Genomic DNA, 16,144 nt, shown 5'->3' with positions numbered 1-16,144 from the left:
TAATATAAGAAATATATTATTCATAATGAAGGTGGCTACAGATATGTCTAAAAAAACCTCTTTGGGTCTAGAAAATTTAAATGAAGATGATGGCTTAAGTGAAGAAGAAAGGCAAAAACTATTACTTTACAACAAAAAAGTAGTATGTCCTGTTTGTGATAATAATTTTAATGCTAGAGCTATTAAGAAATCTTCTTATAGAATACTAAAAAAAGATTCTGACTTTTTTATAAGATATTCTATTATAAATCCCTATTTTTATGACGTATGGGTATGTGATGAATGTGGTTATTCTGCTATGAAAAGTGACTTTGAACACCTGAGTGATTATGATGCAAACATAATTAGGGAAAAAATTTCTCCTAAGTGGAAGAGTAAGAATTATCCTGAGGTATATGATATAGATTTAGCTATAACAAGGTACAAGTTATCTCTTTTAAATTATTACATTATAAATGCTAGATCTAGTAAAAAGGCAATGAATTCTTTAAAAATCGCCTGGATGTACAGACTTAAGGAAGATGAAATAAAAGAAATGGAATTTCTAAACCAGGCATTAGAAAATTTTCAAAATGCATATTACAATGAGCCTTCTCCTATATACGGTATGGACAAGTTTACTACAATGTATCTTATAGGAGAACTTATGAGGCGTACAGGTAGAGAAGAAGACTCCTTAACCTGGTTTAGTGAAGTAACGACCTCTAATATAGCATCACAAAAAATTAAAAATCTAGCTAGAGATCAGAAAGATCTTATAAAGGATGTAATAACTGAAACTGAAGATAATAATCCTACGGATGACTCAAGTGATAACAAAAAACATGGACTTTTTTCTAAATTTCACAAATAACCTGTCCATACATTTTTAGAGTAAGCTTATTTTTAAGTTTACTCTACATTATTCTTATAGGATTAAATTTTATATAGTCTGCAGAAGCTAGTATGTACTCTACTCCATTTAAATTTCCCGTTATAGCCTTGGACAAAGATTCTCCATGAAGATGTCCATATATAACTTTCTCTACACCATATTCCCTAAATATATCTGTAAATCCCGAGGACATGAACTTCTCACTTATAGGCGGATAATGTATCATTACTATAAATTTTTTATATCCTGACTTTACTGCACAATCCAAAGAATTTTTCATTCTTAAAAGTTCTCTTTTATATATTTTTTCATCATGAGCAGAAAAATTATCACTTTCTGGACAATTCCATCCCCTTGTTCCGCATATTCCATAATCCTTATAGGTAAAAAAATTATTCTGTATAAAGCCCATGTCTTCATACATATTATTTAGTTTAGTAATACTGTTCCACCAATAGTCATGATTTCCCTTTATCATTAATTTTGTTCCCGAAAGTTGGTGCACCCACTCTAAATCACAAGCTCCTCCTTCCATATTCATGGACCAAGATATATCTCCTGATATCAATACCTTGTCTTCACTAGTTATTTTACTGTTCCAATTTTTTTTAATTTTTTCATCATGATTAGCCCAGTTGTTTCCAAAAACATCCATAGGCTTACTGCCCGTTAAGTCCAAATGCAAATCTGATATTGCAAATAAAGCCAAATAATCACCTTCTACTTATATTTTTATCTATATCTATCACATAAGCTATTACTTTAGCTACCGCATCGTATAACTCAAAAGGCACATTATCCCCTATGTCCACATTACTCAAAAGATTGGCAAGCTCTTTATCATAAACTATAGGAACACCGCTCTCTTTTGCCTTATTCAGTATATTATCTGCTATTTGACCTATGCCTGCTGCAGTAACTATAGGTGCTTCATAATTATATTCATATTTTAAAGCTGCTGCTTTCTTTTTCTTATCCATAATATTCCCCTTCAATAAGAGTTCAGTAATGAGTTCATAATAATCAGTAAGGTATCTGAAAAAAATGCCTAAAGTTACGCCTTTGTATTTATAACACCTATATCACTATCCTGAAAAAATTCTCTACAAGTTGATATGTTCATCTCTTCTTTCTTTTCATCAAATCTAACATATACATTATACCCTATATCAGATAAGCTCTCCAGTACCCTTTTTTCAGTTTTCTTGAATAAATTAAGCCATTCCTTACTACATTTGATATCTATATCCATGCTACGGTTTTTAACGCTTAAATATGCATCTACTGTCCCCATATTTTCAGTACTTACAGAAGTTACTATTTTTACATTAGTAGAATCTATTTTTTTCCCTTTTTGCCTATCATCCTTAATCATCAGTTTACATTGATAATCTTGTTGATTTAAATTTATAGGAACATCCATATAATAGTATGAATTAGATACAGTATTGAATACTTTGAAATCGTTCATGTTATTGTTAAGCACCTGTACAATATTTCCACTAAGTTGATTTTTGCCATCTCCTTTTTGATCTAAAACTGTTCTTATAATATCCTTCATCTCACTAGTCTTTATGTTTATCTGTTCTTTTATCTGGCTTACAATGTCATCCATACCATTTTGCTTTATAAAATTATTATGGTGAGGACTTTCAACTTTACTTCCTTCCTTTTCAGAAAACTTTGAAACTGTATTTGAGGTATCCTTTTGTTCTAAATTCTCTATATCCTTAGAAGAAATGCCCTTATCTGTACCTGTTTTTTGTTCTATATTTTTAGAAGACATATCTTTATCTATACTTGTCTGCTGTTCTATGCCTTTAGAGGAAATATCCTCCTTTACATTAGATGATTGTTCTACATTTGGAGATTGAGTTTTTTCTTCACCTACTGAATTTTTGATTTTATTTAAAATCTCATTTAACTTATTTGCATCCAATCCCTCACTATTTAAAACAGTTTCATTTTCTACGCCAGCCCTTTCTGTACCTGTCCTACTAACAGTGTCCTTTTCACTCTGTGTAGAAGCAATATTGTCCTTAGTAGCTATGTTTTCTGCTTTGCTGTCACTATTTTCACTTCTATATACTTCAGTTTGGGCTTTTTCGGAAATAACTTTTAGATTGTCTTTTGTACCTTCAACTTGGCTTTGTGGCTGTACATTAGTGGATTTCTGTCCAGATAGAGTTTCTCCCAAGAATTTTATTTCATTATATATGGTTCCGTCTTTTTTAAATACATTGTTAAAACTTTTTATATTATCTTCACTTAGTTCCATATTGTTTTCTAGGAAAGTAAGCAAATCATCACCACTTATCTGTTTTAGTTGACTAAAAAAATTTTTTAATGTACTAGTGGTAAATTTACCTTCTGTGCTTTCAGGGGATATGCCTCTACTATCCAAATATTTATCTATAAACTCATTTTCTTCATTAGGCTCACTTTTTATTTTGTCTATAAAATCCAGGGTAGTTTTTATATTAGAAATATTGCTTTTGGTAAGTGGTATTTCGTGCTTAAGCATGCTTTTTACAAGCTGGTAGTCATCACTACTTAAATTAAGGTCACCGGATTCTCTAATAAAACTATCTATAGAATCTTTGCCTCCGACTTGTTCTCCATCTTGGGAGTTCACAATTTTTAACTTAAGCTTTCCATTTTCGAATCCTTGTACTTCTAGTCTTACAAGCTTATTTGGCAAAAAATCTACTGGGTTTTCTATTTCCGCAGAAAATTGCCATCCATCTAAAAGTTTTAAAAGTATCTCTCCCGTAGATTTTTTTAAATCTAAAATTCTAGCGGAAAATTTTTCACCTACTTCAAAAGATAATTTAGTAGATATACGCTTGTTATCTACATTATAACTACTGTTTACATTCCATATACCTGGCAAATTCATCACCCTTTATAATTTATTCTCTTTTTAAGTTATGTATAAATTATCGTACAAAAATGTTTTTTCATAAAGATAAAAATAAAAAAATCTGGGATAAACCCAGATTTTCCTTTAATTATTATGTTCTGCCAAACCTCTGCTTTTACTCTGCTCTTGTTTCAGTACCGGTGATACACTCTTATACAAAACTAGTGTAAGTGCTGTAAGTAATAATCCTTTTAATAAATTAAAAGGTACAATAGCAAATAATATCAAGGTATTTATATCTGTTATACTTCCATTTACTTTTCCTGCTGCTGCTACCATTGCACTTATAGGGAAATTAAGTACTTTTTCATAAAGCGGAAGTAATACAAAGTAATTTAACACTGCAGCAAATACTGACATAGCAATAGTTGCCGCCCCAAGACTAACTGCTGCTGTCTTTTTAGTTTTATGTCTATTATATAAATATCCTGCTGTAAACACTAAAACTGAACCCACTGCAAAATTTGCAAACTCTCCTATAAATGCTGTTTTTCCATCAAATATTCCATGAAGTATATTCTTTAAAAGCTCTATGGCAACTCCAGCTCCAGGTCCAAGTGCAAAAGTGCCTATTAAAGCCGGTAAGTCACTTATATCAATCTGTAAAAACGATGGGAACACAGGAATTGCAACTTCTATGAACATAAGTAAAAATCCAATTACACCTAACAATGATATCTTTACTAGCCTGTTTAACTTATTGCTTCTCATATCTAACATCCCCCTAAAATATTGTGTATAACCTTCTAAGGTAAGCAAAAAAGCCCTGATAAAATATCAGGGCTAATAAACGCTACATTTTACCTTCTTTCATCCAGACTCTACTGTCGGCCTCGGAATCTCACCGAATCATACCAATTATGGCTCGCGGGCTATACCGCCGGTGGGGAATCACACCCCGCCCTGAAGATTATATTTTAAATTTTCAAATTTATTATAATACTTTTACCAGCATATTTCAACATATTCTTAAAATAACTTTTATCCAATGATTACCTTCTCTAATAGTCCTATAGCACTCTGTTTATTTCATGCTAAGTGATATTCTCTTTCTCTTTTCATCTACTTCAAGTACAGTTACTTGAACTATATCTCCTACTTGGACTACATCAAGTGGATGCTTGACAAATTTATCTGACAACTGACTTATATGAACAAGTCCATCTTGATGAACTCCAATATCTACAAAAGCTCCAAAATCTGCTACATTTCTAACCGTGCCTGTAAGCACCATACCTGGTTTTAATTGATTAATGTCTATTATTCCAGTCTTAAGTATAGGTTTAGGAAGTTCTTCTCTTGGATCTCTTCCCGGCTTTTTTATCTCTTTTATTATATCTTTTAAAGTTGGCTCACCTACATTAAGCTTTTCTGAAAGAACATCTATGCCTATTTTATCAACTCTATTATCTATATCTGAAAGTTCTCCATTTTTTAAATCTTCCATATTATATCCAATAATCTCCAAAAGTCCTTTTGCTGCATCATAAGATTCAGGATGGACAGAAGTATTGTCAAGGGGCTCACCGCTTTCCATTACCCTTAAAAATCCTGCACACTGTTCAAAAGCTTTGGCTCCCAATCTTTTGACCTTTAAAAGCTCTTTTCTGTTTTTAAATTTACCATTTTCCTCTCTATAAGCTACAATGTTTGACGCTATAGCAGTATTTATTCCAGATATATAGGATAGAAGAGAAGGCGTTGCTATATTTAGGTCTACACCTACACTATTTACACAATCTTCTACAATTCCCTTTAAAGATTCATCCAATTTCTTTGGTGCAACATCATGCTGGTACTGCCCTACACCTATGGATTTAGGATCTATTTTAACAAGCTCTGCTAAAGGATCTTGAAGCCTTCTGCCTATAGATATAGCTCCCCTTAAAGATACATTTATGTCTGGATATTCCTTTGCTGCAAGTTCCGATGCAGAATAAATTGAAGCCCCTGCTTCAGATACAATTACATAGTACAGATCCTTTCCTTTCTCTTCCTTAACTTCTTTTATAAGTTTTCCAATGAGTTCTTCAGATTCTCTGCTAGCAGTTCCATTTCCAAGGGATACAACATTTACATCGTATTTATATACTAGCTCTTTTAGTTTCTTTATAGATCCTTCCACATCATTTTGAGGTGCAGTAGCATATACTATTGCGGTATCTAACAATTTTCCTGTATCGTCCAATACTGCAATTTTGCACCCATTTCTAAAACCAGGGTCATAGCCAAGTACATTTTTTCCCTTTATAGGTGATTGCATCAAAAGTGCCTTCAAATTGGCTTTAAATATTTTTATAGCACCTTCTTCTCCCATATCTGTAAGTTGTGACCTTATTTCTCTTTCAATAGATGGATAAATTAGTCTCTTTAGCGAATCTTCTACACTTTTTTCTATATAAGTATCTGTTATATTATTTCCTTTAAGAGATTGATTTTTTAAGTAAATTTCTATATTCTCCATATCACAATCTATCTTTACAGATAAAACTTTTTCTTTTTCCCCTCTATTTATAGCTAGTATTCTATGAGGTGGAATAGACTTAACTGCTTCTCTATAATCATAGTACATTTCATAAGGAGTTGGTTCTTTGCTTTCACCCTTCGTTTGAATTATTCCATTTTCCCAAACAAATTTTCTTATCCATTTTCTATACTTTGCTTCATCAGAAATAACTTCACTTATTATGTCAACTGCACCTGCTAGTGCATCTTCTACAGACTCAACGCCCTTTTCTTCATTTATAAATTTTTCTGCATACTTTTCTATATCATCTTGGAACTTCCCAGCTAAAATAGCTTCTGAGATAGGCTTAAGTCCCTTTTCCTGTGCAATAGTTGCTCTGGTTCTTTTCTTTGGTTTATATGGTCTATATATGTCTTCTACTTCTGTTAAAGTACTGCTGTGTTCTATAGAATTCTTTAATTCTTCCGTAAGTTTTCCCTGTTCTTCTATTATTCTTATTACATCTTCTTTTCTAGATTTAAGATTTCTAAGATATGTAAGTCTTTCTGCCAGTTTTCTTAAAGTTACATCACTCATGCTTCCTGTAAGTTCTTTTCTATATCTGGCTATAAAAGGCACTGTATTACCTGAATCTAAAAGTTCGATTACACTATTTATATATTTTTTATTTACACTAAGCTCTTCAGCTAATGTATCTATTATATTATTCATTTTTACCTCCTGGTTAATTTTATTTATGATAAATCTCTAAGTTAAAAGCAGGATTAAACATATTGAAAAAGTAAATCAGCTAAAAATATATTACAACAGTTATATACACTTTGGCAAATTAATATATATTTAGAAACACATTATTTTAGAGGTTATTATTAATGAGAAAATTTATGCTTATATTACCATTAACTATATTTTGTATTATTTGTTCATTGAGCTTTCAATATTACTATTTTATACATCCACTAAATTCTTCAAAAGTTAAAAATACTATTTCCTATTTATCTTCAGATAATTTTAAAGGAAGGCTTACTGGGACCTTGGAAAATTATGAAACAGCAGCTTTTATAAAACATTATTTTAAATTAGAAAATTTAAGTTCTTACAATAAGGATTATTTTCAATCTTTTAATGTAATTTACCCTGAAAAAATAGATGCTGCTCCATATCTCATAGTAAAGGATAAAAACGGCTTTATAGTAAAACAGTATAAGTATGCTGCAGATTATAAGGAAGATATGCTAAACTTTAAAAATAGCAGTGTATCTTTTAAAAAAGATGATGTTATTTCACTATCAAAAAACAGCTTTCAAGTGCAGACATCAAACCAATATTTTTTATTTTACACTCCCAAAAATGATAACTTAGACTTTAGAAGTTCCTTTATTTCAAATTCTCGGGGAAGTATGTACATTATGATAAAAGAACAAACTGCCAAAGAAATAAAAAATTATTTAAATTTAGGTTGTGAAATAAGCTGTTTTATACCTTTTCATAACAAATTAACGTCTGCTTACAACGTAATAGGATACATAAAAGGTAAAAACCCTGCTCTACCTCCACTTGTTCTATCTGCCCATTTTGATCACCTTGGCTCTGACCTTTCTGACACAGTGTATAGCGGTGCCTTAGACAATGCTTCTGGTACATCTTTTTTACTTGGTCTTATAAAATACATAAATTCTATTGGGAAACCGGAAAGAAATATAGTAATTGCAGCTTTTAATGCAGAAGAATTTGGGTGCCTAGGGTCAAAAAATTTTGCACAGCAATATAAAGACACCCTAAGAGGGGGAAAAGTTATAAATTTTGACATGTTAGGCAGTGATAAAAACGTTCCTCTTTCTATAATGGCTGGAAAATGGGATTCAAAAAATTCACCTTTTGTAAAAGAAATAGCACAATTATGTACTAATAGCAAAGTAAACTTTAAGTATACTTTTGAAAATTCCAGTGATCATCAATATTTTAGAGCTTATAACATAGATGCCTTAACTTTATCAGATGCAGATACATCAAAAATACACACACCTATGGACAAATCTCAATATATAAATACAAAATCCATAGATAGGTGTTTCAATGTAGTTTCAAAAGAAATTGACAGCTATGCCTTTAATAATAATCCTTTTATTTTATACTCTAAATATTTATTAGCCATATCGTTTTGTGGAATACTTATAATGGTTAATTTATATTTGCATCAATTTTATAAATAAATCTGCTTAAAAGTTGATAATTGACAATAGACAGTTGAAGGAGGATTTTTCCTTAAAAAAATCCTCCATAACTTCCAAGTTTCTTTGTAAACTTAAATTATGCCTTGGGCCATCATAGCCTCAGCAACTTTTAAAAATCCAGCAATATTGGCTCCTACAACTATATTTCCTTCATTTCCATATTCTTTTGCTGCGTTTTTAGAATTATTATAAATATTAATCATTATATTTTTGATCTTATTATTTACCTCTTCAAATGTCCATGAATACCTTATACTATTCTGAGACATTTCAATAGCAGAACATGCAACTCCTCCTGCATTAGCTGCCTTAGAAGGTCCAAAAAGAATTTTATTACTTAAAAATACATTTATTGCATCTAAAGTTGAAGGCATATTTGCTCCTTCTGATACAGCTATAACACCATTTTCTACAAGAGCCTTAGCAGATTTCTCATTTATTTCACCTTGAGTTGCACAAGGAAGAGCTATGTCACACTTAACATTCCAAATCTCTCTAAAATCTGGTACATACTTAGCAGTAGGCACACTTTTTAGATATTCTTTTATTCTTCCCCTTCTAACTTCTTTAATTTCTTTTACTACATCTAGATTAATTCCATTTTCATCTAAAATATATCCATTAGAATCAGAACAAGTAATAACTTTAGCTCCAAGTTCAGTTGCTTTTTCAATAGCATAAATAGCCACATTTCCCGAACCTGAGACTACTACTTTTTTATCTTTGAAACTCAAATTATGATCCTTTAGCATTTCTTCAGTAAAATAAACTAATCCATATCCTGTTGCTTCTGTTCTGGCAAGACTTCCTCCATAAGTCAGTCCCTTGCCTGTCAAAGTACCCTGTTCACTTACACCTTTAAGTTTATTATAATAGCCATATAGATATCCAATTTCTCTTCCACCGACACCTATATCTCCTGCAGGTACATCTCTATTAGAACCTATGTACTTGTACAGCTCAGACATAAAAGCTTGACAAAATCTCATAACTTCGTTATCAGATTTGCCTTTTGGATCAAAATCTGAACCACCTTTTGCTCCTCCGATAGGTAACCCTGTTAAGGAGTTCTTAAATATTTGCTCAAATCCTAGAAATTTTACGATACTTTGATTTACAGATGGATGAAATCTTAACCCACCCTTATACGGTCCTATAGCCGAATTAAATTGAATTCTAAAACCTCTGTTTACTTGAACCTCTCCATTATCATCAACCCATGGGACTCTAAAACTTATAGCTCTTTCTGGTTCAGTTAATCTTTCAAGTAATCCTGCTTTAATAAAATCAGGTCTTCTATCAAATACAGGTACTAAAGAAGCTAAAACTTCTTTTACCGCATCAAGAAATTCTTCTTCGCCTGAATTTCTTTTTTGTACAGTACTTAAAACTTTTTGAACATACTCTTTGCCATCCATATTATTACTCCTTCATAAAATAATTGTAGTTATCTTTACTACTTTACTTATAATTATACCAAAATTAACATAATTCAAAAACATATTCTATTATCTTCTAGAAATCCTGTACGAGCTTGAATCACTATTCATCCATATTATCTAATATATGTAACATAATCAATTATATCTAGGTTTCCTGTTTTTTAATTCAACAAAAAATACAGTGATAATCGTAAATAGAAACATCATTAATCCACAGCTAAAGAATCCAAATTTACCACCGAATTTTTCCATAACTGCACCCACGAAAGCACTACCGAAAGGGGTGCTTCCAATATTTAAAAGGGCATATATACTCATTACCCTCCCCCTATATTCATCTTCTGTATTAAACTGCAGTGTAGCATTTGCTTTATTTAAAAAAGTAAGCCCAAAGAATCCTATACATACAAATAGCATCCCTACCAATAAATAACTACTTGTAAATAAAGTTACTATTTGTAAAATAGCCAATATAAATGAATTTATAATGAGGAAATGCTTACTTCTAAGTCCCCTGCCTATCCCTGCCATAAAAATAGCTCCTAAAAATGACCCCGCACCTGAAAGACTTAAAAAAATACTATACTCTTTCGCTCCTCCATTCATGACTTGCTTTGCAAATACAGGTATAATTACATTGCTATTAAATGCAAAAGTACATACTATAGCCATCATAAACATTACAGATAGAAGTATTTTCTTATTTATAGTATACATAATCCCACCTTTTAAATCCTGAATTAGATTGAAATTTTTGGTTCTTAATGTTGGATTACCTTTGGCCTTTATTTGAAACACACCATAGATAACAGGTATAAAACTAATTGTATTGACAAGAAAGCATTGAAATACTCCTAATTTGTTCATTATTATTCCTGCAAATGCAGGTCCAACTATACGTGATATATTAAAAACAGTTGAGTTTAAAGATATAGCATTTGGAAGATCCTTTTTTCCTACAAGTTCAATAAAGAAGGACTGCCTTGTAGGCATGTCCAAACTTGTTATAATCCCATTAATAACAGCTAATGTAGCTAATATCCAATACTTACTATATCCAATATAAATAACGAAAGTCAATATAAAGGACTGTATCATATAAGAAAACTGAGTCATTAAAATAATCTTTCTTTTGGGATATCTTTCTGCTATAACACCTGCAATAAGTGTAATCAAAAGTACTGGTGCATATTGAAATACTGATATAAGTCCAAGAAGAAAAGGAGAATTAGTTATCTTATACACATACCAACTGAGTGCGGTATTTTGAATCATAGTTCCCATTAGTGACAAAAGCTGTCCTGACAAAAAATATCTAAAATCTCTATGTTTTAGGGATGAAAAGACATCCCCTACTGTACTTTTAAAACTCAAGCTAAATCCTTCTTTCAATTATACGTTAAAAATACATGCAAATAAATGCTATCAGATTATACGCCTGATAGCACTTTATTTACTTTGCCTGCTGTCTTAAATAAGCTAATATAAAATTATCAATTTCTCCATCCATTACTGAAGACACATTCCCATTCTCTACTCCAGTTCTATGATCTTTTACAAGAGTATATGGATGGAATACATAGGATCTTATCTGGCTTCCCCATCCCATGTCCTTAAGTTCTCCTGCAAGATCTTCTATCTTTTCCTTATGTGCTCTTTCTTTAAGTTCCACAAGTTTTGATTTTAACATGAGCATTGCAGTCTCTCTATTATAATGCTGACTTCTTTCATTCTGGCACTGTACAACTATACCCGTAGGTATATGAGTTATCCTGACTGCAGATTCCGTTTTATTTACGTGCTGTCCGCCTGCACCAGAAGACCTATAGGTATCTACCCTTAAATCTTCTGGCCTTATATCTATGTCTTGGTCTTTGGTAAGTTCCGGCAAAACCTCTACAGATGCAAAAGAAGTCTGCCTTTTCCCATTAGCATTAAAAGGTGATATTCTAACCAATCTATGAATACCCTTTTCGGCTTTCAAATATCCATAAGCAAATTCCCCTATTATCCTTAATGATACACTTTTTATTCCAGCATCATCTGCAGGAAGAATATCTAAAGTCTCAACTTTATACCCAGACTTTTCTGCCCATCTGGTATACATCCTCAAAAGCATCTCCGTCCAGTCCTGGGCATCTGTGCCACCTACTCCCACATGTAAATTCAATATGGCATTGTTTTTATCATATTCTCCTGATAAAAGTATTTCTATTTTAAGTTTATCAATTATATTTTCGATATCTTCCACTTCAGATAATATATCTTTGCAGTCAGAAACGTCTTCCTCTTCTTCCGCAATATGAGCTAGAATTTCTGCATCATTTATTCTACTCTCCAACTTATTATACATATCCAGCTTTTCATTTAAAAACTTTTCCTCAGAAGTTACTTCCTGTGCCCTTTCCAAGTGATCCCAGAAATTAGGCTCCTGCATTTTCATCTGCAATTCTTCTATCCTATTCTTATAGTTACCTAGGTCAAAGAGACTCCTTTATTTTATTTAATGTTTTTTTTAATATGCTCAATTTTGATAGGGATTCTTCCAAATCAATTATCATATAACCACCTCAATGTCATCTTAGTTATTTGCAAGTCTTCCACAACAATTTTTATACTTTTTACCGCTGCCACAAGGACAAGGATCATTTCTTCCTACAGTTTTTTCTTTCTTTATAGGCTTTTTCTTCATTGCAGTTTCTTCACCTTGATTAGTAACTACATTCTTAGCTACCCTTTCTCTCTCAGGTGCTTTTTCGATTTGTACATGAAGAAGATATTTAACAGTATCCAATTTAATATTATATATCATTTCCTCAAACATTTCGCTGCCTTCAAACTGATATGCTTGCGCTGGTTCCTGCTGCCTGTAGGCTCTAAGTCCAATAGCTCTCTTTAAGTGCTCCATATCATCTATATGATCCATCCATTTTGTATCAACAACTCTAAGTAAGATAACTCTCTCAATTTCTCTCATCTGCTCTGGAGTACACTCTTCTTCTTTTTCTTCATAAATTTTTTGACCTATATCTATATATTTCTGCTTAATTTCCTCATTGGAAAGATTTATAATATCCTCTTTCTTTATGGAATCTTTTTGTACATAAACTTCTTCCATATATTTTATTAGCTTTTCTACTTCATCTTCAAAATCTTCTTCTATACCGGATATATGAGAATCTACAATAGAAGATACTAAACTCTTTATCATATCAACCATGTATTCTCTAAGATCTTCACCTTCAAGCACTTGTGATCTCTGTTTGTATATAATTTCCCTCTGTTTATTTATTACATCGTCATATTGAAGTAAAGTTTTTCTTATATCAAAGTTATTTCCTTCTACTTTCTTCTGCGCACCTTCTATAGCATTTGTAACCATTCTACTTTCTATGGCCTCATCTTCTTTGAGACCTAATTTTTCAACTATTCCCTGAAGTCTATCTGAACCAAATATTCTCATCAGATCATCTTCTAGTGATACATAAAATCTTGACGTACCAGGATCTCCTTGACGTCCTGAACGCCCTCTAAGTTGGTTATCAATTCTCCTTGACTCATGTCTTTCAGTTCCTATTATTTTAAGTCCGCCAAGAGCAACTACATCCTTTCCTAGCTTTATATCAGTACCACGACCTGCCATATTAGTTGCTATAGTAATTGTTCCCTTTTCTCCTGCATGAGAAATTATTTCTGCTTCCATTTCATGAAACTTAGCATTTAAAACTTGATGAGGTACTCCTCTTTTCTTTAACATATCTGAAAGTAACTCAGATTTTTCTATACTTACTGTACCTACAAGTACAGGCTGACCTTTTTTATAGGTTTCATATATTTCATCTGCTATAGCTTTAAATTTTCCTTTTGCACTTTTATAAACTACATCAGGGTAATCTGTTCTTGCTATAGGCTTATGGGTAGGTATTACTATTACATCAAGTCCGTATATTTCTCTAAATTCATTTTCCTCTGTCAGTGCAGTACCTGTCATACCTGATAATTTATTAAACATCCTAAAATAATTTTGATAAGTAATAGTTGCAAGTGTCTTTGATTCTCTCTCTACTTTTACATTTTCCTTAGCTTCTATAGCTTGATGTAACCCATCGCTGTATCTTCTGCCTTCCATCATTCTTCCTGTAAATTCATCTACAATGAGCACTTCTCCATTTTTCACCATATAATCTTTATCTCTTCTCATTATATAGTTAGCCTTCAAAGATTGAACTACATAATGCTGTATCTCCATATTCTCTGGATCCGCATAGTTTGCCAATTGAAAGAAGTTTTCAGCCTTTTTTACACCTGTATCTGTAAGTATTACCGAATTTGCCTTTTCATCTACATCATAATCCTCTTTTTGTAAGGATTTTGCAAAGCTATCCGCAATATTATAAAATTCAGTTGATTTTTCTCCTTCACCTGAAATAATAAGAGGTGTTCTTGCTTCATCGATTAAAATAGAGTCAACCTCATCCACTATAACAAAGTTAAGCCCTCTTTGTACTCTTTCTTCTTTGTAAATAACCATATTATCTCTCAAATAGTCAAATCCAAATTCACTATTAGTACCGTAAGTTATATCACAATTGTACGCTTCTTGTCTCTGGGTTTGATCTAAATCATGTAGTATTACACCTACTTTAAGTCCTAGAGCTTCATATATAGGTGCCATGGTATCTCTATCTCTTTTTGCCAGATAGTCATTTACTGTAACTATATGAACTCCTTTTCCTGTAAGTGCATTTAAATATGCAGGTGCGGTAGCAACAAGTGTTTTACCTTCACCAGTTTTCATCTCTGATATTCTTCCTTGATGGAGCACTACTCCACCTATTAACTGCTCCCTATATTGCTTTAAGCCTATAGTTCTATATCCTACCTCTCTAACAACAGCAAAAGCTTCAGGTAATATTTCATCTAAAGATTCACCCTTAGAAAGTCTATCTTTAAATTCATCTGTCTTTGCTCTAAGTTCTCCACTCGTCAATCCCTGCATTTTTGAATCTAAACTATCTATTTTATCTACTATAGGGATAACTCTTTTTACTTCCCGTTCACTATATGAACCGAATATTTTCTGAAAAAGTTTCATTATTTTCATCCTCACCATGTTAAATTTGTTTACAAAAGTATACACCTTATAAATTATATCATCTAATTATTAGGTGTTCAACTTATTAAATAATAGTTTACTTTAGTTTAATAATATGCTGTCTATTTTTAAAGTATAAAAAGAGGAAGCTTTATGCTCCCCCTTTATTGCATCTAACTTTTAAAATTCAGGCTCTATTAATCCGTAATTTCCATCCCGCCTCTTATATACTACATTTACTTCTCCATTTTCAGCATCCTGATATACAAAGAAACTATGACCTAAAAGTTCCATTTGAAGAACTGCTTCTTCAGATGACATTGGTTTTATTGCAAATTTCTTGGTTCTAACTATTTTTTGTTCTTGTTCGTCTTTTTCTGACTCATCTGGTATGCATTGAAATCTCAAAGATTCCGAATTGTTTCTTCTTAACAACTTTGTCTTTTGCTTTCTTATCTGTCTCTCTAATTTATCCACAACTAAATCAATTGAAGCATACATATCTGAATTTCCTTCTTCTCCTCTTAGTATAACTCCTCCAAAAGGAATAGTGACTTCAATTATTTGTCTAGTTTTTTGTACGCTTAATGTAGCATGCGCTACTACATCAGGGTTGAAATATTTTTCTAGCTTACATAGCTTCTTCTCCACCGCATTTTTCAATGCATCAGTTACCACGATATTTTTCCCTTTTACAGTTATTTTCATATTTCCAGCCCCTTCCTATTGTAATCCTAAACATATGTAAAGGATTAATCTATGTTTTGTTAGTTATATTTTAATACTGTTTATCATAAATTACAATAGCTATTAATGACACATTTATACTACTTTTTTATTAATACCAAAAACTAATAATAAATAATCTTTTAAAATTAATATAGCAGCCTTAAAAAAGGCTGCTATATTGCACTGTTAGTGCATTTGCAAGTTAGCTGACCTGGTCTTTGCCCCCACACTCGCCTGCTGGAACTTTCGCTACCGGGAATTAACCTCTCACTACTAATCCTCTCGTATTTTACGGCAGGACTTACTTCTAAGCCGCACCATGCTCATTAAATATTTTATCTAACTTACGTGGATCGTTTTGCCTGCGACTGGCATCGACT

The 16,144-nt window shown here is 32.0% G+C and carries 12 protein-coding genes and 1 riboswitch; of the genes, 2 read left to right on the top strand and 10 right to left on the bottom strand.

The genetic code is table 11. From position 1 onward, the window contains the following. Positions 1–43 precede the first annotated feature (43 nt). Positions 44–853 (top strand): DUF2225 domain-containing protein, encoded by an 810-nt coding sequence (locus tag CLCOS_RS14395; RefSeq protein WP_063600976.1) that lies wholly within the window; start codon positions 44–46, stop codon positions 851–853. A gap of 43 nt (positions 854–896) precedes the next feature. Here the strand turns inward: CLCOS_RS14395 and CLCOS_RS14390 are convergent, their stop codons facing one another. The 5 genes from CLCOS_RS14390 to CLCOS_RS14370 form a co-directional block, all read right to left on the bottom strand. Continuing rightward, positions 897–1,583 (bottom strand): metallophosphoesterase, encoded by a 687-nt coding sequence (locus CLCOS_RS14390; protein ID WP_063600977.1) that lies wholly within the window; start codon positions 1,581–1,583, stop codon positions 897–899. Between the two features lie 4 nt (positions 1,584–1,587). Then, the gene (locus CLCOS_RS14385; protein ID WP_013236956.1) at positions 1,588–1,854 is read right to left on the bottom strand and encodes an EscU/YscU/HrcU family type III secretion system export apparatus switch protein; all 267 of its coding nucleotides are present in this window, start codon (positions 1,852–1,854) and stop codon (positions 1,588–1,590) included. A 74-nt stretch (positions 1,855–1,928) separates the two neighbouring features. Next, on the bottom strand, positions 1,929–3,773 hold the full coding sequence (locus CLCOS_RS14380) for a hypothetical protein (RefSeq protein WP_242866911.1): 1,845 nt from the start codon (positions 3,771–3,773) through the stop codon (positions 1,929–1,931). A gap of 108 nt (positions 3,774–3,881) precedes the next feature. Continuing rightward, complete coding sequence (locus tag CLCOS_RS14375; protein ID WP_013236954.1) at positions 3,882–4,508, bottom strand: ECF transporter S component; 627 nt, start codon at positions 4,506–4,508, stop codon at positions 3,882–3,884. 87 nt (positions 4,509–4,595) lie between these two features. Continuing rightward, positions 4,596–4,712, bottom strand: a riboswitch (FMN riboswitch). Between the two features lie 109 nt (positions 4,713–4,821). Beyond that, positions 4,822–6,975, bottom strand: a complete 2,154-nt coding sequence (locus CLCOS_RS14370) for a Tex family protein (protein WP_063600979.1) — start codon at positions 6,973–6,975, stop codon at positions 4,822–4,824. Between the two features lie 161 nt (positions 6,976–7,136). On the opposite strand from CLCOS_RS14370, the gene CLCOS_RS14365 reads away from it, so the two are divergent. After that, positions 7,137–8,477, top strand: coding sequence for a M28 family metallopeptidase (locus tag CLCOS_RS14365; protein ID WP_063600980.1), 1,341 nt, complete (start codon positions 7,137–7,139; stop codon positions 8,475–8,477). Positions 8,478–8,569: 92 nt separating this feature from the next. Here CLCOS_RS14365 and gdhA read toward each other — a convergent pair whose 3' ends face one another. The 5 genes from gdhA to hpf all read right to left on the bottom strand — a co-directional run bounded on the left by gdhA (position 8,570) and on the right by hpf (position 15,743). Continuing rightward, the gene (gdhA, locus tag CLCOS_RS14360) at positions 8,570–9,916 is read right to left on the bottom strand and encodes an NADP-specific glutamate dehydrogenase (protein WP_063600981.1); all 1,347 of its coding nucleotides are present in this window, start codon (positions 9,914–9,916) and stop codon (positions 8,570–8,572) included. Positions 9,917–10,075: 159 nt separating this feature from the next. Further along, positions 10,076–11,314, bottom strand: a complete 1,239-nt coding sequence (locus CLCOS_RS14355) for an MFS transporter (protein WP_063600982.1) — start codon at positions 11,312–11,314, stop codon at positions 10,076–10,078. Positions 11,315–11,393: 79 nt separating this feature from the next. Beyond that, positions 11,394–12,501, bottom strand: a protein-coding gene (gene prfB, locus CLCOS_RS14350) for a peptide chain release factor 2 (RefSeq protein ID WP_099047006.1) whose coding sequence is annotated in 2 segments (ribosomal slippage) — positions 11,394–12,422 and positions 12,424–12,501 — 1,107 coding nt in all. Because the reading frame shifts where the segments join, the coding sequence is not laid out codon by codon here. A gap of 20 nt (positions 12,502–12,521) precedes the next feature. Then, positions 12,522–15,035 (bottom strand): preprotein translocase subunit SecA, encoded by a 2,514-nt coding sequence (secA, locus tag CLCOS_RS14345; RefSeq protein ID WP_063600983.1) that lies wholly within the window; start codon positions 15,033–15,035, stop codon positions 12,522–12,524. Positions 15,036–15,215: 180 nt separating this feature from the next. Next, a complete protein-coding gene (gene hpf / locus CLCOS_RS14340) occupies positions 15,216–15,743 on the bottom strand; it encodes a ribosome hibernation-promoting factor, HPF/YfiA family (protein WP_013236947.1) in 528 nt (175 codons plus the stop codon). Positions 15,744–16,144 lie beyond the last annotated feature (401 nt).

Origin of the sequence: Clostridium coskatii, assembly GCF_001675205.1 — a bacterium.
GTDB classification, from domain to species: domain Bacteria; phylum Bacillota; class Clostridia; order Clostridiales; family Clostridiaceae; genus Clostridium_B; species Clostridium_B ljungdahlii.
Note: the sequence above shows the minus strand (reverse complement) of the source record. Positions and strands in the feature narration are given on the sequence as shown.